This is a genomic window from Streptomyces sp. NPDC096193, from assembly GCF_040302905.1.
In the GTDB taxonomy this organism is placed as follows: domain Bacteria; phylum Actinomycetota; class Actinomycetes; order Streptomycetales; family Streptomycetaceae; genus Streptomyces.
The window spans coordinates 13,432-38,047 of sequence record NZ_JBEOSJ010000016.1 but is presented as its reverse complement, the minus strand read 5'-3'; the positions used below and the strand labels follow the sequence as shown (position 1 = coordinate 38,047).

The window sequence follows — 24,616 nt, the reverse complement described above, 5'->3', positions numbered from 1 at the left end:
GCTTCACCCGCGGGCGTACCGTGACGTCGGACGACCGTCCCATCCGACTGATCAGCAAGGACCCGCGGCATGCGCGCCACCGTCATCCACGCCCCGCACGACATCCGGGTGGAGGAGGTGCCCGACGCAGCGGTCCAGCAGCCCACCGACGTAGTCCTGCGGGTGCTGCGGGCCTGTATCTGCGGCAGCGACCTGTGGGCCTACCGCGGCGAGACCGCCCGGCAGCCGGGGCAGCGCATCGGGCACGAGTTCCTCGGCGTCGTCGAGGAAGCGGGCGCCGAGGTCTCCGGTTTCACGCCGGGCGATCTGGTCGTCGCGCCCTTCGTCTGGTCCGACGGCACCTGCGAGTACTGCTCCGCCGGTCTCCAGACCTCCTGCCCCCGCGGGGGCTTCTGGGGCTCCGTCGGCTCCGACGGCGGCCAGGGCGAGGCGGTCCGGGTACCGTTCGCCGACGGCACCCTCGTGAAGCTTCCCGCCGACGCCGCGTCCGACGACCGGCTGCTGACGGCGCTGCTCGCGCTCTCCGACGTGCTCGGCACCGGCCACCACGCCGCTGTCGGCGCGGGCGTGACCCGGGGCACCACGGTCGCCGTCGTCGGTGACGGCGCTGTCGGGCTCTGCGGCGTGCTGGCCGCCAAGCGGCTCGGCGCCGAGCGGATCATCGCGCTGGGCCGTCACGAAACCCGCACCGACATCGCCCGTACCTTCGGCGCCACCGATGTCGTCGCCGAGCGCGGTGAGGCGGCCGTCGAGGCCGTCCGCGAGCTGACCGGCGGCGGCGGCGCCCACGCCGTGATCGAGGCCGTCGGCACCGAGCAGTCGATGCGCACGGCGGTCGGCGTCACCCGCGACGGCGGCGCGATCGGTTATGTCGGCGTGCCGCACGGCAGCGGTACCGGCCTGGACCTGAGCGTGATGTTCGACCGCAACATCTCGCTGCGCGGCGGGGTCGCGCCCGTGCGCGCCTACATCCCCGAGCTGCTGCCGGACGTTCTGGACGGCTCCCTCGACCCGTCGCCGGTGTTCGACCTGTCGGTCGGGCTCGATGGTGTTCCGGCCGGCTACCGGGCGATGGACGAGCGCACGGCGCTGAAGGTCCTCGTCAAGCCCTGACACACGGAGTGGCACGCCCGGGCACGCGGACGCACCCAGGCGCACGGAGGGGCCGGACGCGGTGATCGCGTCCGGCCCCTCCTGCCATGCGATTACCGGCGAACCGCGTCCAGGGCGTCGGCGACGCCCGTTCCGTAGAAGCCGTTGTCCTGCTTGCCGCCGACGCAGACCGCGTCGACGGTGCCGTTGCCGTCGATGTCGTACGGGTTGGTGCAGGCCGTGTCGTCCGCCTGCGCGTACAGCATCGCCTTCACGGCGGCCGCCGAGGCGTTCAGGTGCTTCGACTTGATGAGCGCGACGACGCCCGCGACATGCGGCGAGGCCATCGACGTACCGGCCTTGTAGCCGAAACCGCCGTTCGGCAGCGTCGACAGGATGCGGCCGTCGACGGCCGGAGCCTCGGGCTTCTGGTAGATCGTCGAGTCGCCGCCGGGGGCGGAGATGTCGATCACGCCCTTGCCGTAGTTGGAGTACGAGGACTTCAGGTTCTTCGCACCGAGCGCGGAGACCGTGACCACACCCGGGATCTGCGTGGGAATGTCCAGGCACTCACTCGGGTCGATGACGCGCGTGCCCGGGGTGGTGTCGTTCGGGCTCGTGGTGTCCGTGAGCTCGTCCGCCGCCAGGTCCATCCGCGAGTTGCCCGCCGCGGCGACGTTCACCGCGCCCTTGCGCTCCGCGTACTTGATGGCGCGGGCGTGGGCGTCGATCAGCGCCTTCTGGTCGGCGTCGTTCTTGCAGTTGAACAGCCACGGGTCCGTGTAGTAGCTGTTGTTGGTCACGTCGACGCCGTGCTCGGCCGCCCACACGAAGCCGCAGACGACGGCCTCCGTGTAGAAGAAGCCCTCGGTGGTCGACACCTTGATGCCGGAGACCTTGACGCCCGGCGCGACACCGGTGACGCCGACGCCGTTCTTGGCCGCGGCTATCGTGCCCGCGACGTGCGTGCCGTGGTCGCTCTCGTTCGCGGCCGGCCGCCACGAACCGGGAGTGGTGTCGGGCTTGCCGGTGACACAGTTCGCCGAGGCACGTGTGTCGAAGTTGGGCGCGAGGTCGGGGTGGGTGTCGTCCACACCCGTGTCGATGACCGCGACCGTGACCTTCTTGCTGCCGAGCGACTTCTTGTGGGCCTGGTCCGCCTTGATGGCGGCCAGGTCCCACTGGAGCGGCTCGAGCGGGTCCTGGTCCGCGCCGGCCTTCGTGGCGGCGGCCTCGGCCTCGGCGGCGGTGAGCGGACGCTCCGACTCGATGGCCGTGTCGGTCGCGGCGGCGAGTGGCGCGGTACGCGTGGCGCCGGCCGAGTCGACACCCCTGACCTTGCGAATCGTCTTGGCGAAGTCCGGGTTCTGCGAGTGGACGACGATGACGCCTATCTGGTCGTAGGCGATCACCACCGAGCCGCCGGCCTTGGCTATGGCCTTCTTCACCGACTTGGCGGTGCTGTGACCGCTCTTGACGTTCACCACGTACGACAGCTTCGGACCGTCGGTCGCCACCACCGCGGGCGTCTCGTCCGCCGGGGCTGCCGAGGCGGCTCCCGCGGGAAGGAAGCCGAGCGAGGCCGTGAGCGCCAGACCTGCGGGCAGGGCAATGGCGCGCCGCCGTCTGGATCCCAGATGAGCCATGGGTTCTCCACATCATCCGTGACAACCGCCCAGACACCCGGTGCGCATGGGCGGGTACATGACCAGCGAAGCTATCGCCGATCTTGACCCTCATCAATGTGTTCGAGAAGAAAACCAAGAAGAAAATGGCTGATGTTGAACCGGCCCGGCGTGCTCTCCGTGCCGTTGTCAGGGAGTGGAGCAACATCAAACCGTTCCCTGACAGCACGTTCCTTCTTGTCCATCCCCACCGCACCCGCGTCGCGAGGAGATTCCGTGGCATCCGATGCACCGCCGCCGAAGGGCGGTTCGGACAGCAGTCCCGCCCAGCCCACGACAGAGCAGTTCGTCGAGGTGCAGGAGAGTCCGGAATTCGGCGAACTGCGCCGCACCTACCGCTCCTTCGCCTTCCCCCTGACCATCGCCTTCATCTGCTGGTACCTGCTGTACGTGCTGCTCTCGAACTACGCGGGCGGCCTCATGGGCACCAAGCTCTTCGGCAACATCAACGTGGCCTTCGTCTTCGGCCTCGCCCAGTTCGCCACGACGTTCCTCATCGCCTGGCTCTACTCGCGTTTCGCCGCGGCGAAGCTCGACCCGAAGGGTGAGGCGATCAAGTCCCGTATGGAGGCAGACCTGTGAGCAACACCCTCCAGCTGGCGGCGGACAACGCGACCACCGAGCACCGGCCGCTGATCATCACGCTCTTCGCCCTGTTCGTGGTGGCGACCCTGTTCATCACCGTCTGGGCCGGCCGGCAGACCAAGAGCGCCTCCGACTTCTACGCGGGCGGGCGCCAGTTCACCGGATTCCAGAACGGTCTGGCCATTTCCGGCGACTACATGTCGGCGGCCTCGTTCCTCGGCATCGCCGGTGCCATCGCCCTCTTCGGCTACGACGGCTTCCTGTACTCCATCGGCTTCCTGGTGGCCTGGCTGGTCGCGCTGCTGCTGGTCGCCGAGCCGCTGCGCAACTCCGGCCGCTACACCATGGGTGACGTCCTCGCCTACCGGATGCGCCAGCGCCCGGTCCGTACCGCGGCGGGCACCTCCACCATCGTCGTCTCGATCTTCTATCTGCTCGCGCAGATGGCCGGCGCCGGTGTGCTCGTCTCCCTGCTGCTCGGCATCACCAGCGACGCCGGCAAGGTCGCGATCGTCGCCCTCGTCGGTCTGCTGATGATCGTGTACGTCACCATCGGCGGTATGAAGGGCACCACCTGGGTGCAGATGGTCAAGGCCGTCCTGCTCATCGCGGGCACCCTGCTCATCACCTTCCTGGTCCTGCTGAAGTTCAACTTCAACATCTCCGACCTGCTCGGCACCGCGGCCGAGAAGAGCGGCAAGGGCGCGGCGTTCCTGGAGCCCGGCCTCAAGTACGGCGTGACCGAGACCTCGAAGCTGGACTTCATCTCGCTCGGCATCGCGCTCGTCCTCGGCACCGCCGGACTGCCGCACATCCTCATCCGCTTCTACACCGTCCCGACGGCCCAGGCCGCCCGTAAGTCGGTCATCTGGGCCATCGGCATCATCGGCGGCTTCTACCTGATGACGATCGCGCTCGGCTTCGGAGCGGCGGCACTCGTCGGGCCGGAAGAGATCACCGCGTCCAACAAGGCGGGCAACACGGCGGCGCCACTGCTCGCCCTGCACATCGGCGGTGTCGACGCCGCCGGCGGCGCCATCCTGCTCGCGGTGATCTCCGCGGTCGCCTTCGCCACCATCCTCGCCGTGGTCGCGGGACTGACCCTCGCGTCCTCGTCGTCCTTCGCGCACGACATCTACGCCAACGTCATCCGCAAGGGGCAGGCCACCGAGAAGGAGGAGGTCCGCGCGGCCCGCTGGGCGACGGTCGCCATCGGCGTCGTCTCCATCGGCCTCGGCGCGCTGGCCCGCGACCTCAACGTCGCCGGACTCGTCGCCCTCGCCTTCGCGGTCGCCGCGTCGGCGAACCTGCCCACGATCCTCTACAGCCTGTTCTGGAAGAGGTTCACCACCCAGGGCGCCCTGTGGTCCATCTACGGCGGTCTGACCGCCTCCGTGGTCCTGGTGCTCTTCTCGCCGGTCGTGTCCGGAAAGCCCACGTCGATGTTCAAGAACCTCGACTTCTACTGGTTCCCGCTGGAGAACCCCGGCCTCGTGTCCATCCCGCTGGGCTTCCTGCTCGGCTGGGTCGGCTCGCTGCTCTCCAAGGAGGAGCCCGACAAGGGCAAGTACGCGGAGCTGGAGGTCAAGTCCCTCACCGGCACCGGAGCCCACTGATCCGGTTCTTCTGTGGACGGTTGTACGGGTCCCCAGCGCGGCCGCGTCGTAGAGTCCTACGACGCGGCCGCGTCGTACCTCGTCACAATCGGGCCGGTACCGATGTCACAGCCCTGACGTAGGCTCGACCACAGAGAGATCCGCACAACAGACCCGCACAGCAGTCCAGACAGATCCGTTCCGTTCCGGGGAGGGGGCCCACAGTGCTCATCGACATCTTTGACCGTGTGGCTACGGACCTGCGCGTTTCCCTGACCGACAGGTGCAATCTGCGATGCACCTACTGCATGCCCGAAGAGGGACTGCAGTGGTTGGCCAAGCCCGATCTGCTCAGCGACGACGAGATCGTCCGCCTCATCCGTATCGCCGTGACCACCCTCGGTGTCACCGAGGTCCGGTTCACCGGCGGTGAGCCGTTGCTGCGGCCCGGCCTGGTGGGGATCGTGGAGCGCTGCGCGGCCCTGGAGCCGCGCCCCCGGATGTCGCTGACCACCAACGGGATCGGACTCAAGCGCACGGCGGCCGCGCTCAAGGCCGCGGGCCTGGACCGCGTCAACGTCTCGCTGGACACCCTGCGCCCCGACGTCTTCAAGACACTGACCCGCCGCGACCGGCACCGCGACGTCCTCGACGGCCTGGAGGCCGCCCGGGACGCGGGCCTGACCCCGGTCAAGGTGAACACGGTGCTCATGCCCGGCCTCAACGACGACGAGGCACCCGACCTCCTCGCCTGGGCCGTGGAGCACGACTACGAACTGCGCTTCATCGAGCAGATGCCGCTGGACGCCCAGCACGGCTGGAAGCGCGACGGCATGATCACCGCCGGCGACATCCTGGAGTCCCTGCGCACCCGCTTCACGCTCACCGCCGAGGACGACGGCGAGCGCGGCTCGGCGCCGGCGGAGCGCTGGCTGGTGGACGGCGGACCGCATCGCGTCGGCGTCATCGCCTCCGTCACCCGCCCGTTCTGCCGCGCCTGCGACCGCACCCGGCTCACCGCCGACGGCCAGGTCCGCACCTGTCTGTTCGCCCGCGAGGAGACGGACCTGCGCGCCGCGCTGCGCTCGGACGCGCCCGACGAGGAGGTCGCCCGGCTGTGGCGGCTGGCCATGTGGGGCAAGAAGGCCGGCTCGGGTCTCGACGACCCCTCGTTCCTCCAGCCCGACCGCCCCATGTCGGCGATCGGCGGCTGAGCCTCAGCGCTCGCCGTCCGCTCCGGCGTTCCTCTCCCACTCCTCGAGCGTCACGACGTCCTTGAGGAAGCCGCGCAGGTCGAGGAAGTGGGACAGATGCTCACGGTGTTCGTCGCACGCGAGCCAGGTCTTGCGGCGCTCCGGTGTGTGCAGCTTCGGGTTGTTCCACGCCAGCACCCACACCGCCGCCGTACGGCAGCCCTTGGCGGAACAGATCGGGGTCTCATCACTCACCGGATCATTGTCCCCCACCGTGCCCGCAACAAAGGCGACGCCGAGCAGCCACGGGGGGAGCTGCCCGGCGTCGGTCCGTCGCTCCGACGGGGGATGCGGAGCGCGTACGAAGTATGTCACGGGTAACGGGGTGCGAGGCACCGGAACTTCATGATTGATCTGAGCTTTTCCTGAGCTTGGCAAGCCTTGGGAATTCAGCTGCGTTCGCGCTCCGGAGCCTCTTTCCCGAACGGCCCCGCGTCGGCCTCGGATTCCCCCGATGTGCTCGCCGAGGAAGTCGTCCCGGGAGGCGGGAGCGTCGGCCGCGACGGCGTGGGAACGTACGTCGACGGCATCGAAGGGGCGTTCTCCCGGCCCGCGTTGGCGATCACGACGGCCACATAGGGCAGGACGGCGCCGAGTACGAGGGCCACGATCGCGACATGACGTTCCACATTCCACAAGGTGGCGGCGAGAATCACGGAAATGGTCCGTACCGACATCGAGATCACATATCGCCGCTGCCGTCCGCGCACATCGTCGGCGAGACTCTGCCGGGCCCCGGTGATCCGGAAGACCTCTGGATTCGTCTGCTTCCGCATTGCGATCACCACCCGATTTCCCTGCCGGACGCTCCCTGGTCCTGACCAGGTCCACGGTACGCCGCCGTTCCGCCGGCTACGAGAGGGGGTCGGGTGCGCGCCCGCGGGCCGTGACGGGGCCCGTGGCACGGATGGCGGCGTCCGACATGCGCGGTGTGCCCACCGGGCCGAGACTGACGGCGTACCTGCTCGCAGAGCCTGACAAGGAGGCAGTCATGGGCTGGTTGTGGGCCATTATCGTCGGATTCGTGCTGGGCCTGATCGCGAAGGCGATCATCCCGGGGAAGCAGCACAGCCCGCTCTGGCTGACCACCATTTTCGGCATCATCGGCGCCCTGATCGGCAACGCCCTGGCGCGTGCCTTCGGTATCGCGGCGACGCCCGGCATCGACTGGGGCCGGCACGCGCTCCAGCTGGGAGCGGCGATCGTGATCGTCTTCCTCGGTGACATGGCGTACACCTCGGTACGCGGCCGCAGGAGGGAACGCGCCTGACCCGGAAACGGGTCCCTCGGCACCACGGTCGCCGGCCGGGCTGACGGACAGCCCGGCCGACGGCCGTGTCAGGCCGTGGCCACCTCGACGGCGGCGAGGTTCTTCTTGCCGCGGCGCAGGACGAGCCAGCGGCCGTGCAGCAGGTCCTCCTGGCCGGGGACCGCGTCCTCGGCCGTGACCTTGACGTTGTTCACGTAGGCCCCGCCCTCCTTCACGGTGCGGCGGGCGGCCGACTTGCTGGCTACGAGACCGACCTCGGCGAACAGATCGACGACCGGCGCCAGCTCGGCGACCCGGGCCTGCGGCAGCTCCGAGAGAGCGGCACGCAGCGTCGCCTCGTCGAGCTCGGACAGCTCGCCCTGACCGAACAGCGCCTTGGAGGCGTTGACGACGGCGGCGCACTCGTCGGCTCCGTGCACCAGCGTGGTCAGCTCCTCCGCCAGCGCGCGCTGCGCCGCGCGCGCCTGCGGACGCTCCTCCGTCAGCTTCTCCAGCTCCTCGATCTCCGCCCGGGACCGGAAGCTGAAGATCCGCAGGAACTTCGAGACATCGCGGTCGTCCGCGTTCAGCCAGAACTGGTAGAAGGCGTACGGCGTGGTCCGCTCCGAGTCCAGCCAGACCGTGCCGGACTCCGTCTTGCCGAACTTCGTGCCGTCCGCCTTGGTGATCAGCGGAGTGGCCAGCGCGTGCACCACCGCGTCCGGCTCCACCCGGTGGATCAGATCCGTGCCCGCGGTGAGGTTGCCCCACTGGTCGCTGCCGCCGGTCTGCAGCGTGCAGCCGTACCGCCGGTTCAGCTCCAGGAAGTCCATGCCCTGGAGGATCTGGTAGCTGAACTCGGTGTAGCTGATGCCCGCGTCCGAGTTCAGCCGCCGGGCGACCGCCTCCTTCGCGATCATCTTGTTGACCCGGAAGTACTTGCCGACGTCCCGCAGGAAGTCGATCGCCGACAGACCCGACGTCCAGTCCAGGTTGTTGACCATGGTCGCGGCGTACGGACCGTCGAAGTCGAGGAAGCGCTCGATCTGCGCCCGCAGCCGGTCCACCCAGCCCGCGACGACCTCCGGCGAGTTCAGCGTGCGCTCCGAGTTCGGCTTGGGGTCACCGATCAGGCCCGTCGCCCCGCCGACCAGGCCCAGCGGGCGGTTCCCCGCCAGCTGGATCCGGCGCATCGTGAGGATCTGGACCAGATTGCCCAGATGCAGACTGGGCGCGGTCGGGTCGAAGCCGCAATAGAACGTGACGGGACCGTCCGCGAACGCCTTGCGCAATGCGTCCTCGTCAGTGGAGAGGGCGATCAGCCCGCGCCACTGCAGCTCGTCGACGATGTCCGTCACTTCTCTCGCGTCTCCTTCGGTGAGTGCGTCTGTCCCTACAGACGCCTCCGAGGTTATACGCCCTGGCTGACCGAACTCATATTGAAATCCGGGACCCGGAGCGCGGGCATCGCAGCCCGGGTGAACCAGTCGCCCCACTCGCGGGGCAGCGTCTTCTCCGTGCGGCCCGCCTCCGTCGTCCGCGAGAGCAGATCGACCGGCGACTCGTTGAAACGGAAGTTGTTCACCTCGCCGACCACCTCGCCGTTCTCGACGAGATAGACGCCGTCCCTGGTCAGCCCGGTGAGCAGCAGCGTCGCCGGGTCGACCTCCCGGATGTACCACAGACACGTCAGCAGCAGCCCGCGGGCGGTCGCCGCGACCATCTCGTCCAGCGACCGCTCGCCGCCGCCGTCCAGGATCAGGTTCCCGGCGCCGGGCGCCACCGGCAGACCCGTCAGGGCGGCACTGTGCCGCGTGGTCACCAGATGCTCCAGCTTGCCCTCCCGCACCCACTCCGTCGCCGGCAGCGGCAGTCCGTTGTCGAAGACCGAGGCATCGTCGCCCGAGGCGTGCGCGATCACGAACGGCGCCGACTCCAGGCCCGCCGCGTTCGGGTCGCTGCGCAGTGTCAGCGGCAGGGGGGAGAGCGTCTCGCCGACGCGGGTACCGCCGCCGGGCTTGGAGAAGACCGTACGGCCCTCGGCCGCGTCCCGGGCCGTCGACGACCACAGCTGGTAGATCAGCAGGTCGGCCACCGCGGTGGGCGGCAACAGGGTCTCGTACCGTCCCGCGGGCAGCTCGATCCGGCGCTCGGCCCAGACGAGGCGCTGTGCCAGCTCCTCGTCCATGGCCGCCGGGTCCACGTCCTTGAAGTCGCGCGTGGAACGGCCGGCCCATGCGGAGCGCGAGCGGTCCGGCGACTTGGCGTTGACCTCCAGCGTGCCGTTCGGCTGGTCGTGCCGCAGCCGCAGACCGCTGGAGGTGCCGAGATAGGTGCTGGTCAGCTCGTGGTTCGCGAAGCCGTACAGCTCCCGCCCGCCGGCCCGGGCGCGGGCGAACGCCTCGCCGAGCGCGGGCGCGAAGTCCCCGAAGACGGCCGACGAGGTCTCCACCGGGGCATCGGTGAAGTCGGGGGACGCCTCGACCCCGGAGACCAGCGGCTGGGCGTCCTCGGCCGGACCGGACGTTCGGGCGGCCTCCTCGGCGGCGCGGACGAGGGGTTCCAGATCCCCGGCGGTGACGGCGGAGCGGGAGACGACACCGGAGGCGGTGCCTTCCTTGCCGTCGACGGTGGCGATCACCGTGAGGGTGCGGCCGCGGGTGACGCCGTTGGTGGTCAGGGCGTTGCCCGCCCACCGCAGATTGGCGGAGGACTGCTCGTCGGCGATGACGACGCAGCCGTCGGCGGTGGACAGCTCGAGAGCGCGCTCGACGATCTCGTGGGGCTTGGTGTGGCGATTCGTCGACATCAGCGTCCGGCCTCCTGCGTGGTGTTGAGACTGTGCCTGCCCGGGGGACGATCCCCGGGCCCCCGGCGGGTCGTGCCGCGCCCGTTCATCGCCCCGCCTCCTGCGTGGTGTTGAGGATGTTCACGCCGCGGAACAGGGCGGAGGGGCAGCCGTGGGAGACCGCGGCGACCTGGCCCGGCTGGGCCTTGCCGCAGTTGAAGGCGCCGCCCAGCACATACGTCTGCGGGCCGCCGACCTGCTCCATCGAGCCCCAGAACTCCGTCGTCGTCGCCTGGTAGGCGACATCGCGCAGCTGACCGGCCAGCCGGCCGTTCTCGATGCGGAAGAAGCGCTGACCCGTGAACTGGAAGTTGTAGCGCTGCATGTCGATGGACCACGAGCGGTCGCCCACGACATAGATCCCGCGCTCCACCCCGCCGATCAGATCCTCCGTCGACAGCCCGCCCGCCGCCGGCTGGAGCGAGACGTTCGCCATCCGCTGGACCGGCACATGCGCGGGGGAGTCCGCGTAGGCACAGCCGTTGGAGCGGCCGAGGTCCGTCAACTTCGCGATCCGGCGGTCCAGTTGGTAGCCCACCAGGGTGCCGTCCTTGACCAGGTCCCACGACTGCGCCTGCACACCCTCGTCGTCGTACCCGATCGTGGCGAGTCCGTGCTCGGCGGTGCGGTCGCCGGTCACGTTCATCACCGAGGAGCCGTACGCCAGCTTGCCCAGCTTGTCGAAGGTGGCGAACGAGGTCCCCGCGTACGCCGCCTCGTAGCCGAGCGCCCGGTCCAGCTCGGTGGCGTGGCCGATCGACTCGTGGATGGTGAGCCAGAGGTTGGACGGGTCCACCACGAGGTCGTAGCGGCCGCCCTGCACGCTGGGCGCGCGCATCTTCTCCGCGAGCAGTTCCGGGATCTGCTCCAGCTCGGAGTCCCAGTCCCAGCCCGTGCCGGTCAGATACTCCCAGCCGCGCCCCACCGGCGGCGCGATGGTCCGCATCGAGTCGAACTCACCGGTCGTCTCGTCCACGGCGACCGCGGTGAGCTGCGGATGCAGCCGCACCCGCTGCTGCGTGGTGACCGTCCCCGCGGTGTCGGCGTAGAACTTGTTCTCGTGCACGGTCAGCAGCGACGCGTCCACATGCGCCACGCCGTCCGCCCGCAGGAGGCGCCCGCTCCACTCGGCGAGCAGCGCCGTCTTCTCCTCGTCCGGGACCTCGAAGGGGTTGATCTCGTACGCCGAGATCCACGTCTTCTCCGCGTGCACCGGCTCGTCCGCCAGCTCCACACGCTCGTCGGAGCCGGCCGCCGCGATCACCCGCGCCGACAGCTTCGCCATCGCGACCGCCTGGCCCGCGACCCGGGCGGCCCCGTCCATGGTCATGTCGACGCCCGAGGCGAAGCCCCAGGCACCGCCGTGCACCACCCGCACCGCGTACCCGAGGTCCGTGGTGTCCGATGAGCCGGCCGGCTTGGCGTCGCGCAGCCGCCACGCCGCGCTGCGTACGCGCTCGAAGCGGAAGTCGGCGTGGTCGGCGCCGAGCGCCCGCGCCCTGGCGAGCGCCGCGTCGGCGAGCGCCCTCAGCGGCAGTGCCGTGAAGGCTTCGTCGATGGTATGAGGCACGAAATGTCTCCTGTCGTCGAGACGGGTCGCCCCGATCATGTCGCGCCGGGGTGGCCGTTGCCCAGCGCCTTTCTGTAGGGACCCGACAGTGACTCGAACGAGGCGCTGTCAGGGCCCGATTCTCCGCGCAGGGGGTGGGACCGATAGGTTTTCGCAGTACCAGACCGCTATCGAAAGGGTGATCCGTTGAGCCGCTCGGTTCTCGTCACCGGAGGAAACCGGGGCATCGGCCTCGCCATCGCCCGCGCGTTCGCCGATGCCGGCGACAAGGTCGCGATCACGTACCGCTCCGGCGATCCCGCCGCCCTGGAGAAGGACGGCTTCCTGGCCGTCAAGTGCGACATCACCGACACCGAGCAGGTGGATCAGGCCTACAAGGAGATCGAGGAGAAGCACGGTCCGGTGGAGGTGCTGGTGGCCAACGCCGGTGTCACCAGGGACCAGTTGCTGATGCGCATGTCCGAGGACGACTTCACCGCCGTCCTCGACACCAACCTCACCGGCACCTTCCGCGTCGTCAAGCGCGCCAACCGGGCCATGCTGCGCGCCCGGAAGGGCCGCGTCGTCCTGATCTCGTCGGTGGTCGGCCTGCTCGGCTCCGCGGGACAGGCCAACTACGCCGCCTCCAAGGCCGGCCTGGTCGGCTTCGCCCGGTCCCTGGCCCGCGAGCTCGGCTCGCGCAACATCACGTTCAACGTCGTCGCGCCCGGCTTCGTCGACACCGACATGACGCAGGCGCTCACGGACGACCAGCGCGCCGGCATCGTCTCGCAGGTGCCACTCGGCCGTTACGCGAAGCCGGAAGAGGTCGCCGCCACGGTGCGCTTCCTCGCCTCCGACGACGCCTCGTACATCACTGGAGCCGTCATCCCCGTTGACGGCGGATTGGGCATGGGTCACTGATCACATGAGTGGAATCCTCGCCGGCAAGCGCATTCTCGTCACGGGCGTCCTCACGGACGGTTCCATCGCCTTCCACGCGGCCAAGGTGGCCCAGGAGGAGGGCGCGGAGGTCATCCTCACCGGATTCGGCCGCCTGACCCTCGTCGAGCGCATCGCGAAGCGGCTGCCCAAGCCCGCCCCGGTCATCGAGCTGGACGTCACCAACCAGGAGCACCTGGACGGTCTCGCCGACAAGATCCGTGAGCACTCCAGCGACGAGTCGGGCCTCGACGGCATCGTGCACTCGATCGCCTTCGGCCCGCAGGGCGCGTTCAACTTCCTCGAGGCGAGCTGGGACGACGTCTCGACCGCCGTCCAGGTCTCGGCGTACTCGTACAAGTCCCTGGCCACGGCCTGCCTGCCGCTGATGCAGCGCGGCGGCTCGATCGTCGGCCTCACCTTCGACGCGACGATCGCCTGGCCGAAGTACGACTGGATGGGCGTGGCGAAGGCGGCGCTGGAGTCCACGAACCGCTACCTGGCCCGTGACCTCGGCGCGCGGAACATCCGCTGCAACCTGGTCTCGGCGGGTCCCATCAAGTCGATGGCGGCGAAGTCGATCCCGGGCTTCGAGGAGCTCGCGGACGTCTGGAACCACCGCGCCCCGATCGGCTGGGACCTCTCGGACCCGGACCCGGCGGGCCGCGGTGTGGTGGGCCTGCTGTCGGACTTCTTCCCGCGGACGACGGGCGAGGTGGTGCATGTGGACGGCGGCGTCCACATGATGGGCGCGTAGGACGCCTATGGCGTCGGGCGTGCGGGCCGGTCCCGCGGGCCGGGCGCTGTGAAACGCCGGGCAGGCCGCGGGTGCGGGTTGCCCGGCGTTCGTCGTGCGTCGGCGGCGGCGAGCGCCGGCCGGGGATGTCCGGGGGCGGCTGTCCCCGTCCCCGGTTGCCTTCGGCGGCCGCTGACAGCGGTTCCGGGTGGGCCTCGCCGGGGCCCTGCTGCTTCTACCCGGATACCGGCCCGCGCCTCTGCCGACCCGGTTCCGGGCACGGGCCCGCTGGCCATGACCGGCTGTCCACGGCGCCGATGACACCCCGGTCCCCGTTACCGGGCGACCACGACGAGTCCTCGGTCTCGGCTCGGCGCCGAGCCGCCCGGGCACCTTCGCGATGATGCGCCATGCCACGCCGGGCTGCCGCGATCTGCCGCGCCCGGGTCGACCCCATTGGGTCCCGGCTTGCGCCGTCCAGGTCCTCCTGTTCCGGCGTCGGCCCCGTGACAGGCCCGTCTGTCGCCCCGGGTCCGCCGACCCGCCGAAGCCGCCCCGGCCCCCGGCCATGCGTCAGGCCGGCTGTCACCTGCCGGTCCCGCGGCCCACCGCCGCGCCCCGGCGCGATCACAGACCGTGGTCAAGAGCACCCCATCACCCGTCGTCACCCGTCCGTTTCGCCCGTTCGGACCCGACGACGCGCGGTTTCGGCGCATCGCAGGGACTCTGGAGAAGCAATCCCCCTTGTGGTGCAGCCGCGGCGATTGCGCCGCCGTACGGCCGAGGAGGTCCTGCTCATGCGTACGAACTGGCGCTCGGCGCCCGTGCTTGCAGCGGTGACACTCCTCCTGTGGGTGACTCCGGACGCCTTCTCCCAGCCCCACCGCCCGACGGTCAAACCCGCTCCCGCGCCCGTCTACGCCGCCGACTGCCGCACCGTCGTCGAGGGCTCGCATGCCACCGCCTTCTGCCACAACCCCTACCCCGCCGTCGACCGCGTCCGGCTGCACATCGAGTGCGAGCGCTGGTGGGACATCGACGTCGACGGTTCTCCCGCCGACATCGCCCCCGCGGGCTACGTCGAGATCACCGACCGCTGCTGGAAGGAAGTCCGTTCCGCCTGGGTCAGCCACCAGCCGCAGCCCGACCCCTGAGGCACAGGAACGGGTAGCCCGCCGCCTCCGCGGCCGCCGTGTCGCCGTCGCCCGCGCGGATCGCCTCGACCAGGCGGGCGTGGTCCATGTGGTTCTCCGGGCGCAGCTCACCGCCCACGTCGTCGCGCAGCCAGTCCCTCAGCAGGTCGCCGAGGTCGGCGTACAGCTCGCTGAGCACGTCGTTGTGCGAGGCGGCCACCACCGCCAGGTGAAACGTCGTGTCGGCCGCGACGAACCGCTCCGCGTCGCCGGTCGCCCACGCCTCCTCGCGCCGGGCCAGCAGCGCGTCCAGCTGCTTCAGATCGCGTTCCGTACGGCGTTCCGCGGCCATCCGGGCCGCCGAGGACTCCAGCGTCGAGCGCACTTCCGCGATGTGCCGCGGGCTGGCGTCGGCGAAGCGCCGGTGCATCACGCCCGCCAGTTCGCTCGTCGCGAGCACGTAGGTGCCCGAGCCCTGCCGGATGTCCAGCAGACCGTTGTGGGCGAGCGCGCGGACCGCCTCGCGGACGGTGTTGCGGGCGACGCCCAGTTGCTCCACGAGAGCCGGTTCCGTGGGAATCCGTGAACCGACCGGCCACTCGCCCGAGGTGATCTGATTCCGCAGCTGCGCGATTACCTGGTCGGTGAGTCCTGAGCGCCGTGGAGAGGTCAGCGACATCGTGCTCCTTGCTCGGAACCGGTTGTCCGGGATTGGACAACCAATCATCCCATGATTCTATGATGGCCTCATGCCGGACGACACCAGGACCCAGACCCCGAGCGACCCACAGGCCCGGCGCCGGCCTCCGAGGCACGCAGCCACGGACCGTACCGCCGCTCTCCCCGGAACCCGGCCCCACACCGTCTGGATCACCCGGCTCGTCATGGCCGCCATCGTCCTCGCGGCTCTCAACCTCCGTCCCGCCATCACCAGCCTCGGCGCGCTCCTGGAGGAGACGCGCGAGGGCCTGCACATGAGCGGCAGCCTCGCCGGCGTCCTCACCTCCGTACCGCCGCTCTGCTTCGCCGTCTTCGGGATCGCGGCGCCCCGTCTCGCCCGCCGTTTCGGACCCGGCGCCGTCGTCTGCGCCGGCATGGTCGCCATCGCCGCCGGACTGCTGATCCGCCCGTTCGCCGGCGGTACGCCCGGCTTCCTGGCCGCCAGCGCGCTCGCCCTGATGGGCATCGCCGTCAGCAACGTCCTGATGCCGGTGATCGTCAAGCGGTACTTCCCCGACCGTGTCGGCTCCATGACCGGCCTCTACTCCATGGCCCTGGCGCTGGGCACCGCCCTGGCGGCGGCCGCGACCGTTCCCATGACCGAGGCGCTCGGCGGCAGTTGGCGTACCGGCCTCGCCGTCTGGGCCGTGGTCGCCGTCCTCGCCGTACTGCCCTGGGTCGCCCTGATCCGCGACCGCAGCCCCGCAGCCGAGAGCGAGCGGGCGGATGCCGCGGCCGGCTCCCGGCAGGCCCCCCCTCCGCGGATCACCCGCAGCCCCACCGCCTGGGCGCTCGCCTGCTTCTTCGGGCTCCAGGCCACCGGTGCGTACATCACCATGGGCTGGATGCCGCAGATCTTCCGCGACGCGGGGGTCCCGGCCTCGACCGCCGGAGTGCTGCTCGCCGTGACCATGGTGATGGGCGTGCCGCTGGCGTTCGTCATCCCGCGGCTCGCCACCCGTATGAAGAACCAGGGCCCGATCGTGATCGCCCTGGGCCTGTGCGGACTGACCGGCTACTCGGGCCTGTTCTTCGCCCCGGCCGCCGGTTCCTGGGTCTGGGCGCTGCTGCTCGGGATATCCAACTGCGCCTTCCCGCTCGCCCTCACCATGATCGGCATGCGGTCCCGGACCGGCGCCGGCGTCGTACGGCTCTCCGCCTTCGCCCAGTCCACCGGCTACCTGATCTCGATCCCCGGCCCCCTGCTCGTCGGGGTGCTCTACCAGCACAGCGGCGGCTGGGGGCTGCCGATCGCGCTGATGGCGGGGCTGCTCGTGCCGCAGATCGCGGTCGGAGTGCTGGCCGGCCGGGACCGGACGATCGAGGACGAAGCGGCCGTGCGAAACTGAACGCATGCCTGTGCTCGATCCGAACCCCCCGAACGGCCAGAAGAAGCTTCTCCTCGTCTTCGGCGCGATGCTCGCCGTGACCGTGGTGATCGGCATCATCGCCTCCATCGCCTCTCCCTGACACGGCCGTTGGCCTGCCGCTCGGCGATGGTGGTGCTGGCACCACCATCCCCTAGGGGGCCAGGGTCAGGGTGAAGTGGGTGGGTCACCGGATGGGCCGCCGCACGCATGATCCGTAGGTTTGAGGTCATCAGCCACAGACCCCACGGAGGCGGCCATGCCGGCCCACACGCAGTCCCCGTCCCGGACCAAGGGCAGCGTCGACATCCGGCTTCCGTGGTGGGGCGTGGCGCTCCCGATGCTCGCCTTCGTCGTCCTGCTCGTGGTGATCGCCGATCCCGCGCAGGCACAGGCCGCGAACGGCGACCCCGCGATGGGCCGCATCCTCGAACACATCCTGCACATACTCGCCCGCTGACGGAATCACTCGTGGCGGGGCAGCCGGTCAACACCCTGCGCCCGTTGGCGCATTTCATGCGAAGCTGGAGTGCATGAGCGTCGCCACGTCGTCCGGTGGCACACCCCCCGGACCCCCCGAATCCCGCAGGCTCGTGCTCCTCCGGCATGCGAAGGCCGACTGGCCTGAAGTGGCCGACCATGAGCGCCCGCTCGCCGACCGCGGCCGCATGGATGCCCCGGTGGCAGGCCGCCGGCTCGGCGAAACCGGAATCGCCTTCGACCTGGCTCTGTGCTCGACGGCGGCCAGAACCCGTGAGACGTGGAAGCTGGCGGTGCACGAGCTGCCGCACCGCCCGAAGACGGTGTACGAGGAGCGTCTGTACGACGCCTCGCTCGGCGACCTGCTCGCGCTGCTGAACGAGACCGACGACACGGTCAACGACCTGCTCGTCATCGGCCACAACCCCGGCATGCACGCGCTCGCGGACGCCCTCGCCGGCAAGGCGGAGGCGGATGCGCTCGCCCGTATGACGCAGAGCGGTTTTCCGACGTCGTCGTTCGCCGTCGTCGGCTTCACCGGCTCCTGGAAATCCCTGGAGCACGGGGTCGGCACCCTGCTCGAGTACTGGGCGCCGCACGACTGAGCCGTGCGGGGGCCGCCGGCTGCCCAGCCGGTACCGGCGGAGGCCGGACCTCGGCCCGGCGGCCCATCGGGCTGTGCCGGGGCTGTAGTTCGGGCTGCCCGCGCGAACACGGTGCCGAGGAACTGTGCACGGCGTGCCGAGGCCGCCGGGAATCGTTCCGGCCTTCTCGGTGATGTGTTGCCGGTGACCCAAGGGGAGGGCTCGAAGCAGCAGCAGAACGCACGAGGGATTCTCGGCCGACGAAGGGGCCGCGATGAAGGATCACGCCCAGGAGCTGAAGAAGGCGGCCCGCCGCAGTTCGCGCGCGGACAAGGCGGCGGAGGCGGCGCGGGACGTGGTCGCGAAGATCGCGGAGATGCAGGAATCGGACCGGGTCATGGCCGAGCGCGTCCATGCCGTCATCACCGACAGTGTCCCGGACCTCGCGCCGGAGCTCTGGTACGGCATGCCCGCCTAGGCGCTGGACGGCAAGATCGTCTGCTTCTTCCAGAGCGCGGAGAAGTTCAAGGCGCGCTACGCGACGCTCGGGTTCAGCGACCAAGGGAAGCTGGACGAGGGCACGATGTGGGCGGCCGGATTCGCCCTCACCGAGGTCACACCGGACGTGGAGGCGCGGATCGCGGCGCGCTGGTGAAGCAAGCAGTGGGCTGAGCCCGGCCGGTGGACGGGGGCGGTCGACCCTCCCGTGCCCGGCCCCTCCCGGCGGCCCGGGGGAGCAGACCCGCCGCGGCCGGAGCAGGAGACGACCGAAGCGGATAACGACAGGCCCCGGCACGCCCGTGCCGGGGCCTCGGCCGTCTCCGGCCGGTCACCCGCGCCGCAGCAGGTGCCGTCGACGCCCGCGGCTCAGTGCTCAGTGCTCGGCGTTCGGCTCGTCCGCCGCCTCGACCTCTTCCCTGGTGATCCCCAGCAGATAGAGGACCGTGTCCAGGAACGGCACGTTCACGGCGGTGTGGGCGGCCTCGCGGACCACCGGCTTGGCGTTGAACGCGACCCCGAGCCCGGCCGCGTTGAGCATGTCCAGGTCGTTGGCACCGTCGCCGATCGCCACCGTCTGCGCCAGCGGTACGCCGGCCTCCGCCGCGAACCTGCGCAGCAGCCGCGCCTTGCCCGCCCGGTCCACGATCTCGCCGAGCACCTTGCCGGTCAGCTTCCCGTCGACGATCTCCAGCGTGTTCGCCGAGGCGAAATCCAGCCCCAGGCGTTCCTTCAGATCGTCCGTGACCTGGGTGAACCCGCCGGAGACCACGCCCACTTGGAAGCCGAGCCGCTTGAGCGTACGGATCAGGGTGCGGGCGCCCGGCGTCAGCCGTACCTCCGCGCGCACCTTGTCCACGACCGAGGCGTCGAGCCCGGCCAGCAGCGCCACCCTCGCGTGCAGCGACTGCTCGAAGTCCAGCTCGCCCCGCATCGCCGCGGCCGTGACCTCGGTGACCTTGTCCTCGCAGCCCGCGTGCGCCGCGAACAGCTCGATGACCTCGTCCTGGATGAGCGTGGAGTCGACATCCATCACGACGAGGCGCTGGGCGCGGCGGTGCAGACCCGCCGACACCACCGCGACGTCGACGCCGATGTCCGCGGCCTCCGTCGCCAGGACCGTACGCAGGGCCTCGGTCTCCACACCGGAGACGGCGAACTCCACGGCGGTGACCGGGTACTTCGCGAGCCGGAAGATACGGTCGATGTTTCCGCCGGTGGACGCGATCCTGGTCGCTATGGCCGCCGTCGACTCGGCCGTCAGGGGGTGCCCGAGCACCGTGACATGGGAACGGCCGCTGCCGCGCGGCCGGTTGTCTCCGGTGCCCGAGATGATCTCGGCCTGGAGTTTCAGCGAATCGGCCCAGCTGTGGACGGTGGACCGCAGCTCGCCCTCCGAGGTGCCGCCCGCGGTCGGAGCGGTCACCAGCGCGCACAGCACGAGGCGGCCACGGGAGACGACCTGCTCAATGTCGACGACGTCGACGGAGAAGGCGGCGAGGGTGTCGAAGAGACCGGCCGTGATCCCGGGACGGTCCTTCCCGAAGATCTTGACGAGAAGGGTGGGTACGTCGGAAGTCTGCGAAGCGCTCATGGTGGTTCCACCGTATCGGGCCCGGACGACCGCGAGACGTCGCGTCCCGAGGAGCGGACACGCGTCCGATCCGGTGACCGGCTACCTGCCGGACTTCGGCGGCCCGGGCGGCGGCGGGCCGTCCTCCCGCTCGGGCGGGGGCCGGCGGCGCGGCGGGGGAGGCATGGACCCCGCGACGGTCGGCGCGCCGTGGATCTCCGGCGGGCCGCCACGGTCCCGGTCCGCAGGAGCCCCGCGATCCCTCTGCACAGAAGTGCCCCGGCCGGGCAAAGGGACGTCGCCCTCCCGCGAAGCCGCCCCCCGGCCCCACGCCGCCCCGCCCCACGCCGCCCCGCCCCGCGCAGTCCGGTCCTGCACAGTCCGGTCCCGCACAGTCCGGTCCCGCACAGTCCCGTCTCGCCCAGTCCGGTCCTGCGCAGCACCCCCCTCCGCAGGCGCGTCGCGGACCTCGGGCGGCAGGCGCAGATAGGGGTTCGTGTCGGGGTTCGGCGGCCGGTGCGGCGATGCCGGCCGGTACGGCCCCGGTCGCTCGCTCACCCCGACGGGGAACGCGTCCTCGTCCCGCGGGCCGCCCCGGGTCACGTACACCAGCAGCGCCCCCGCCCCGCCCGCCACGGCTCCCCACGCCGCACCCAGCACCAGCGCCATGTCCGCCCGGCCGTGCAGCTCGATGCCCGCACCGAACGCGTCGAAGCCGAGGACCGACAGCGACGCGTCGGCGGACACGTCCGTCAGCCACACCAGCAGCGGCAACGTCAGGGCGCCCACCGAAGCCAGCCGCACCGCGCACCGGCCCGCGAAACCCGCCGCTCCCCGGCGGTCGACCGGAGTCCGGGAGGCCGCCAACACCCCGGCGTACAACATCATCACGGCCGTCGCCGCCGTGAGCAGCCACACCCTGCCGTCCAGTTCGGCCAGCCTGCTTACGGTGGCCGGCTCGGCCGCCGAGATCCGCAGGAACTCGTCCAGCGGGTCCGGCAGCACCCTCGCCAGTTCACCCGTGGCCCTGCCGTCCCACGGCACGAACAGCCCCAGTGGGACCCCGAGCCACGCCCCGTTGGGCGCCCCGAGCAGCGCCGCACCCGCGATCCGCCTCGGGTGGTCGTCGCCGACGGCCGCGTAGGCCGCCGCCGCGTATCCCGCGAGCACGGCGACCAGCATCACCGCGACCATCGCCGAGGCCGCGGGACGGACGTGGTGCCGTACCGCCTCCCACAGCGCACCCCTCGGCAGCGGCGCGCGCCGGCCGGCGAGCAGCGCGACGACCAGCACGCCGCTCACCCACAGCAGCGCCCCGAGCAGTGAGTCCGCGGTGTTCACGCTGAACCCGACGGCCGCGTCCGCGTCGACCAGGTCCCCGATGCGGTCCGGCAGCAGCCCCCCGATGTCACCGATGTCGCCGAGACCCGGGGCCTCGATCCCGCCGTCCCCACCCGTTCCCGGGATCGCGCCGCTGAGCCCCAGCTCCGCGCCGTCGATGGTGATGACGTCATGGCCCGCCCACGCGAGCCCGCCGACGGTCGCGACGAACAGGACGACCACACCGCCCGCGCGAGCGGCGAGTTCACCTCCCGGTATGTGCGGACCGGCCCGCCGCAGAGAGCGTAGAAAGACGTACGCAAGGGGCAGCGCACCGTACAGGCCCACTCCGAGTGGCGTGAAGTCGACAGCCGTTTCGGCCGTCGCGCCGTCGAGTCCGAAGGCGGACACATCACCGCTCGGCGTCACCGAACCGTTCACGGCGAGCACCACCACGGCCGCCGTCATCGGGCCCGGCGAGGCCGATGCGTCGGCGCCCAGCAGATGCAGGCCGAGCGCCGCCGCGCCCGCCATACCCATCAGGGCCCAGCTCACCGCGGCGATCGACGACAGCGCCACGTCGACCCAGGGCACCTTGGCGTCGCTGCCGGTCGCGCTCATCCCGGACCCCCCGATCCCTGCTGGGTTTGACCCAGTTGTCCCCAGTCCAGCATGATCCGTGCCGACTGATGGGTGCTTACCACTCTCCGGGGGTGTTTCGACTCCGTCAACGGGCAACCGGGACGCGGTCTTCACAAGGCCCGACTTTCGGATACGGGACCGCGCCTGAAATAGTTCCCCACGATGTTCGCCATCCCTAGACTCCCTTTGACGGGGGGAACTCGGGGGACAACTAGTGGGGCATGGAGTGCCGGAACTCGTACTGGAATTGAATGGAAGGACCTGGACGCTCGATCCGTCCAGGTCGTACACCCTCGGACGTGATCCGCAGGGTGATCTGGTGATCGACGACGCCAGGGTCTCGTGGCGGCACGCCAGCATCAGCTGGGGCGGCCGCAGTTGGGTCATCGAGGATCACGGCAGCACCAACGGCACGTATGTACAGGGCCAGCGGATCCATCAGTTGGAGATCGGTCCCGGCTCGGCCGTGCATCTGGGCAACGCCACCGACGGACCGCGGCTGAGTCTGTCCGGTGCGGCGGCGGGCGCCTACAGCGCACAGGCGGCGGCTCCTCAGCAGGCGGCAGCTCAGCAGGCTCCGGCCCAACAGCCGCCGCAGCAGCAGTGGCAGCAGGCTCCGGAGCAGAACTGGCCCGAGCCGCAGCAGGCGCAGGTTCCGCACCAGGGCGGTCCGGGCGGTTCCGGCGGCGCGGCGGGGGCGCCACCGGTCTACGGGGACCGCAGCCCGACCACGTTCCACCAGCTCTCGCTCGGCCGCGTGATGCGTATCGGCCGTGCGCTGGAGAACGAACTGGTGGTCTCCGACCTCCAGGTCTCGCGCCACCACGCCGAGTTCAGCTCGCACCCGGACGGCCGCTTCGAGATCCGTGACCTCGGATCCCACAACGGTACGTACGTCAACGGTCAGCCGATCGCCAAGTCCGGTACGGCCCTCATCGGCCCGAACGACATCGTCGGCGTCGGCCACTCGACGTTCCGTATCGTCGGCGGCCAGCTGGAGGAGTTCGTCGACACCGGCGAGGTCTCCTTCTCCGCCCGCCACCTCACGGTGACGGTCGACGGCGGCAAGCAGATCCTGCGCGACGTGTCCTTCGGTGTGCCGGAGAAGTCGCTCATCGGTGTCATCGGCCCCTCGGGCTCGGGCAAGTCCACCCTGCTGAAGGCGCTCACCGGCTACCGGCCCGCCAACCAGGGCGATGTGCTCTACGACAACCGGAGCCTCTACAAGCAGTTCGCCGAGCTGCGCCAGCGCATCGGCCTGGTCCCGCAGGACGACATCCTGCACAAGGAGCTCACGGTCCGTAAGGCGCTCAGGTACGCGGCCAAGCTCCGCTTCCCGGGCGACACCGCGAACGCGGAGCGCGAAGCCCGTATCGACGAGGTGCTGCGCGAGCTCAAGCTCGACATCCACAAGGACAAGAAGATCACCTCGCTCTCCGGCGGCCAGCGCAAGCGCGTCTCGGTCGCTCTGGAGCTGTTGACGAAGCCGTCGCTGATCTTCCTGGACGAGCCGACCTCCGGTCTCGACCCGGGCATGGACCGCGATGTGATGCAGCTGCTGCGCGGCCTCGCCGACGACGGCCGCACCGTCCTCGTGGTCACCCACTCCGTGGCCGAGCTCCAGCTGTGCGACAAGCTGCTCGTCATGGCTCCGGGCGGCTCCGTCGCGTACTTCGGTCCGCCGGAGGAAGCGCTCAACTTCTTCGGCTACAGCACGTGGGCCGACGTCTTCTCGGCGTTCGAGAACTACCGCGACTACGACTGGGCGGGCCGCTGGCGCGGCTCGCAGCACTACCAGATGTACGCGGCCGACATCGACGCCGTCGCCGCGCAGCCGGTGAACCTGGTGACGCAGCAGAGCAAGCCGCCGAAGCCGCAGAGCTGGGGCTCCCAGCTGATCACGCTGGTCCGCCGCTATGTGTCGGTGATCGCGTCCGACAAGGGCTTCATGGCGCTCATGCTGATCCTGCCGGCGGTGCTCGGCGCGGTCAGCCTGCTCATCGACCCGGACAAGGGTCTGCTGCCGAACGTGAACGCGCAGACCGGCCGGATCATCCCGAACGGCACGGCGACCACGGTCCTGTTGATCCTCGCGGTCGGCGCGTGCTTCGCGGGCGCCGCGAACTCGGTCCGTGAGCTGATCAAGGAGCGGGTGATCTACGAGCGCGAGCGCGCGACGGGTCTGTCGCGCTCCGCGTATCTGATGTCCAAGGTGATCGTCCTGGGCATGATCACAGTGCTCCAGGGTGCCCTGGTCGGCGCGATCGGCTTCTCCACCCGTGAGCTGCCCTCCGAGGGTCTGGTCATGGGCGGCGCGGTGATGCTCGAACTGTCCGTGCCGATCATGGCGCTCGGCTTCACCTCGATGATGTTCGGCCTGATCATCTCGGCGCTCGTGAAGACCGCCGAGAAGACGATGCCGCTGCTGGTGATGTTCGCGATCATCCAGGTCGTCTTCACCGGGTGTCTGTTCATCCTGCACGGCACCGTCGGCGTCAACGAGTTCTCGTATCTGATGCCGTCGCGGTGGGCGGTCGCCGCCGCCGGGGCCACGCTGGACTTCAACAAGATCAGCCCGAACCCGGACGACCCGACCAGCACCGACCCGCTGTGGGACCACGAGGCCGCGGCCTGGGGCATGGACATGGCCGCCCTGCTCGCCCTCGGAGCCTTCTGCGGCTTCCTCGTCGCGCGCTTCCTGCGCCGCCACGAGCCCGAGGTCATGCGCAAGTAGGCAGCACCTGAGACGCGCCGGAGGGCGGCAC

The 24,616-nt window shown here is 70.4% G+C and carries 23 protein-coding genes and 1 pseudogene; 14 read left to right on the top strand and 10 right to left on the bottom strand.

Annotated features, from left to right (window positions below; genetic code table 11):
- Positions 1 to 69 precede the first annotated feature (69 nt).
- On the top strand, positions 70 to 1,113 hold the full coding sequence (locus tag ABTX78_RS22740; protein WP_352208619.1) for a zinc-dependent alcohol dehydrogenase family protein: 1,044 nt from the start codon (positions 70 to 72) through the stop codon (positions 1,111 to 1,113).
- Between the two features lie 92 nt (positions 1,114 to 1,205).
- Here the strand turns inward: ABTX78_RS22740 and ABTX78_RS22735 are convergent, their stop codons facing one another.
- Together ABTX78_RS22735 and ABTX78_RS22730 are read right to left on the bottom strand one after the other, a co-directional pair.
- Entirely contained in the window at positions 1,206 to 2,738 is a 1,533-nt protein-coding gene (locus ABTX78_RS22735) for a S8 family peptidase (protein ID WP_352208618.1), read from the bottom strand.
- 71 nt (positions 2,739 to 2,809) lie between these two features.
- Positions 2,810 to 2,962, bottom strand: coding sequence for a hypothetical protein (locus tag ABTX78_RS22730; protein WP_352208617.1), 153 nt, complete (start codon positions 2,960 to 2,962; stop codon positions 2,810 to 2,812).
- Positions 2,963 to 2,993: 31 nt separating this feature from the next.
- Between ABTX78_RS22730 and ABTX78_RS22725 the strand changes: the two genes are divergently transcribed.
- The 3 genes from ABTX78_RS22725 to moaA all read left to right on the top strand — a co-directional run bounded on the left by ABTX78_RS22725 (position 2,994) and on the right by moaA (position 6,171).
- Complete coding sequence (locus ABTX78_RS22725; RefSeq protein WP_352208616.1) at positions 2,994 to 3,359, top strand: DUF485 domain-containing protein; 366 nt, start codon at positions 2,994 to 2,996, stop codon at positions 3,357 to 3,359.
- A complete protein-coding gene (locus tag ABTX78_RS22720; protein ID WP_352208615.1) occupies positions 3,356 to 4,978 on the top strand; it encodes a monocarboxylic acid transporter in 1,623 nt (540 codons plus the stop codon). The genes ABTX78_RS22725 and ABTX78_RS22720 overlap by 4 nt, the downstream gene beginning before the upstream one ends.
- A 203-nt stretch (positions 4,979 to 5,181) precedes the next feature.
- On the top strand, positions 5,182 to 6,171 hold the full coding sequence (gene moaA, locus ABTX78_RS22715; RefSeq protein ID WP_352208614.1) for a GTP 3',8-cyclase MoaA: 990 nt from the start codon (positions 5,182 to 5,184) through the stop codon (positions 6,169 to 6,171).
- 3 nt (positions 6,172 to 6,174) lie between these two features.
- On the opposite strand, the gene ABTX78_RS22710 is transcribed toward moaA, so the two are convergent.
- A complete protein-coding gene (locus ABTX78_RS22710; protein WP_352208613.1) occupies positions 6,175 to 6,405 on the bottom strand; it encodes a hypothetical protein in 231 nt (76 codons plus the stop codon).
- Positions 6,406 to 6,599: 194 nt separating this feature from the next.
- Positions 6,600 to 6,986: a DUF3099 domain-containing protein gene (locus ABTX78_RS22705; protein WP_352208612.1), complete on the bottom strand. Its 387-nt coding sequence runs from the start codon at positions 6,984 to 6,986 to the stop codon at positions 6,600 to 6,602.
- A gap of 215 nt (positions 6,987 to 7,201) precedes the next feature.
- Here ABTX78_RS22705 and ABTX78_RS22700 point away from each other — a divergent pair, with 215 nt between their 5' ends.
- On the top strand, positions 7,202 to 7,480 hold the full coding sequence (locus tag ABTX78_RS22700) for a GlsB/YeaQ/YmgE family stress response membrane protein (protein ID WP_352208611.1): 279 nt from the start codon (positions 7,202 to 7,204) through the stop codon (positions 7,478 to 7,480).
- 68 nt (positions 7,481 to 7,548) lie between these two features.
- Here the strand turns inward: ABTX78_RS22700 and tyrS are convergent, their stop codons facing one another.
- The 3 genes from tyrS to ABTX78_RS22685 form a co-directional block, all read right to left on the bottom strand.
- Positions 7,549 to 8,817 carry a tyrosine--tRNA ligase gene (gene tyrS, locus ABTX78_RS22695; RefSeq protein WP_352208610.1) on the bottom strand — a complete coding sequence of 423 codons (1,269 nt, stop codon included), beginning with the start codon at positions 8,815 to 8,817 and terminating at the stop codon, positions 7,549 to 7,551.
- 53 nt (positions 8,818 to 8,870) lie between these two features.
- Complete coding sequence (locus tag ABTX78_RS22690; protein WP_352208609.1) at positions 8,871 to 10,268, bottom strand: metallopeptidase TldD-related protein; 1,398 nt, start codon at positions 10,266 to 10,268, stop codon at positions 8,871 to 8,873.
- An 85-nt stretch (positions 10,269 to 10,353) separates the two neighbouring features.
- Entirely contained in the window at positions 10,354 to 11,916 is a 1,563-nt protein-coding gene (locus ABTX78_RS22685; RefSeq protein WP_502993933.1) for a TldD/PmbA family protein, read from the bottom strand.
- A gap of 147 nt (positions 11,917 to 12,063) precedes the next feature.
- Between ABTX78_RS22685 and fabG the strand changes: the two genes are divergently transcribed.
- The 3 genes from fabG (at position 12,064) to ABTX78_RS22670 (ending at position 14,688) form a co-directional block, all read left to right on the top strand.
- Positions 12,064 to 12,780 carry a 3-oxoacyl-[acyl-carrier-protein] reductase gene (gene fabG / locus ABTX78_RS22680; protein ID WP_352208607.1) on the top strand — a complete coding sequence of 239 codons (717 nt, stop codon included), beginning with the start codon at positions 12,064 to 12,066 and terminating at the stop codon, positions 12,778 to 12,780.
- A 4-nt stretch (positions 12,781 to 12,784) separates the two neighbouring features.
- The gene (gene fabI, locus ABTX78_RS22675) at positions 12,785 to 13,555 is read left to right on the top strand and encodes an enoyl-ACP reductase FabI (protein WP_352208606.1); all 771 of its coding nucleotides are present in this window, start codon (positions 12,785 to 12,787) and stop codon (positions 13,553 to 13,555) included.
- 776 nt (positions 13,556 to 14,331) lie between these two features.
- Positions 14,332 to 14,688, top strand: coding sequence for a hypothetical protein (locus ABTX78_RS22670; RefSeq protein WP_352208605.1), 357 nt, complete (start codon positions 14,332 to 14,334; stop codon positions 14,686 to 14,688).
- Here ABTX78_RS22670 and ABTX78_RS22665 read toward each other — a convergent pair.
- Positions 14,660 to 15,346: a FadR/GntR family transcriptional regulator gene (locus tag ABTX78_RS22665; protein ID WP_352208604.1), complete on the bottom strand. Its 687-nt coding sequence runs from the start codon at positions 15,344 to 15,346 to the stop codon at positions 14,660 to 14,662. The genes ABTX78_RS22670 and ABTX78_RS22665 overlap by 29 nt on opposite strands.
- Positions 15,347 to 15,416: 70 nt before the next feature.
- Here ABTX78_RS22665 and ABTX78_RS22660 point away from each other — a divergent pair, with 70 nt between their 5' ends.
- The 5 genes and pseudogenes from ABTX78_RS22660 (at position 15,417) to ABTX78_RS22640 (ending at position 18,490) form a co-directional block, all read left to right on the top strand.
- The gene (locus ABTX78_RS22660) at positions 15,417 to 16,736 is read left to right on the top strand and encodes a CynX/NimT family MFS transporter (RefSeq protein WP_352208603.1); all 1,320 of its coding nucleotides are present in this window, start codon (positions 15,417 to 15,419) and stop codon (positions 16,734 to 16,736) included.
- A 4-nt stretch (positions 16,737 to 16,740) separates the two neighbouring features.
- Complete coding sequence (locus ABTX78_RS22655; RefSeq protein ID WP_327684957.1) at positions 16,741 to 16,857, top strand: SGM_5486 family transporter-associated protein; 117 nt, start codon at positions 16,741 to 16,743, stop codon at positions 16,855 to 16,857.
- Positions 16,858 to 17,013: 156 nt separating this feature from the next.
- Positions 17,014 to 17,214 carry a hypothetical protein gene (locus ABTX78_RS22650; protein ID WP_352208602.1) on the top strand — a complete coding sequence of 67 codons (201 nt, stop codon included), beginning with the start codon at positions 17,014 to 17,016 and terminating at the stop codon, positions 17,212 to 17,214.
- A gap of 73 nt (positions 17,215 to 17,287) precedes the next feature.
- Entirely contained in the window at positions 17,288 to 17,839 is a 552-nt protein-coding gene (locus ABTX78_RS22645) for a SixA phosphatase family protein (RefSeq protein WP_352208601.1), read from the top strand.
- A 253-nt stretch (positions 17,840 to 18,092) separates the two neighbouring features.
- A pseudogene (locus tag ABTX78_RS22640) lies at positions 18,093 to 18,490 on the top strand (iron chaperone).
- A 202-nt stretch (positions 18,491 to 18,692) separates the two neighbouring features.
- On the opposite strand, the gene serB reads toward ABTX78_RS22640, so the two are convergent.
- Entirely contained in the window at positions 18,693 to 19,910 is a 1,218-nt protein-coding gene (gene serB, locus ABTX78_RS22635; RefSeq protein ID WP_352208600.1) for a phosphoserine phosphatase SerB, read from the bottom strand.
- Positions 19,911 to 19,991: 81 nt separating this feature from the next.
- Positions 19,992 to 21,830, bottom strand: a complete 1,839-nt coding sequence (locus ABTX78_RS22630) for a streptophobe family protein (protein WP_352208599.1) — start codon at positions 21,828 to 21,830, stop codon at positions 19,992 to 19,994.
- 247 nt (positions 21,831 to 22,077) lie between these two features.
- Between ABTX78_RS22630 and ABTX78_RS22625 the strand changes: the two genes are divergently transcribed.
- Entirely contained in the window at positions 22,078 to 24,585 is a 2,508-nt protein-coding gene (locus tag ABTX78_RS22625; RefSeq protein ID WP_352208598.1) for an ABC transporter ATP-binding protein/permease, read from the top strand.
- Positions 24,586 to 24,616 lie beyond the last annotated feature (31 nt).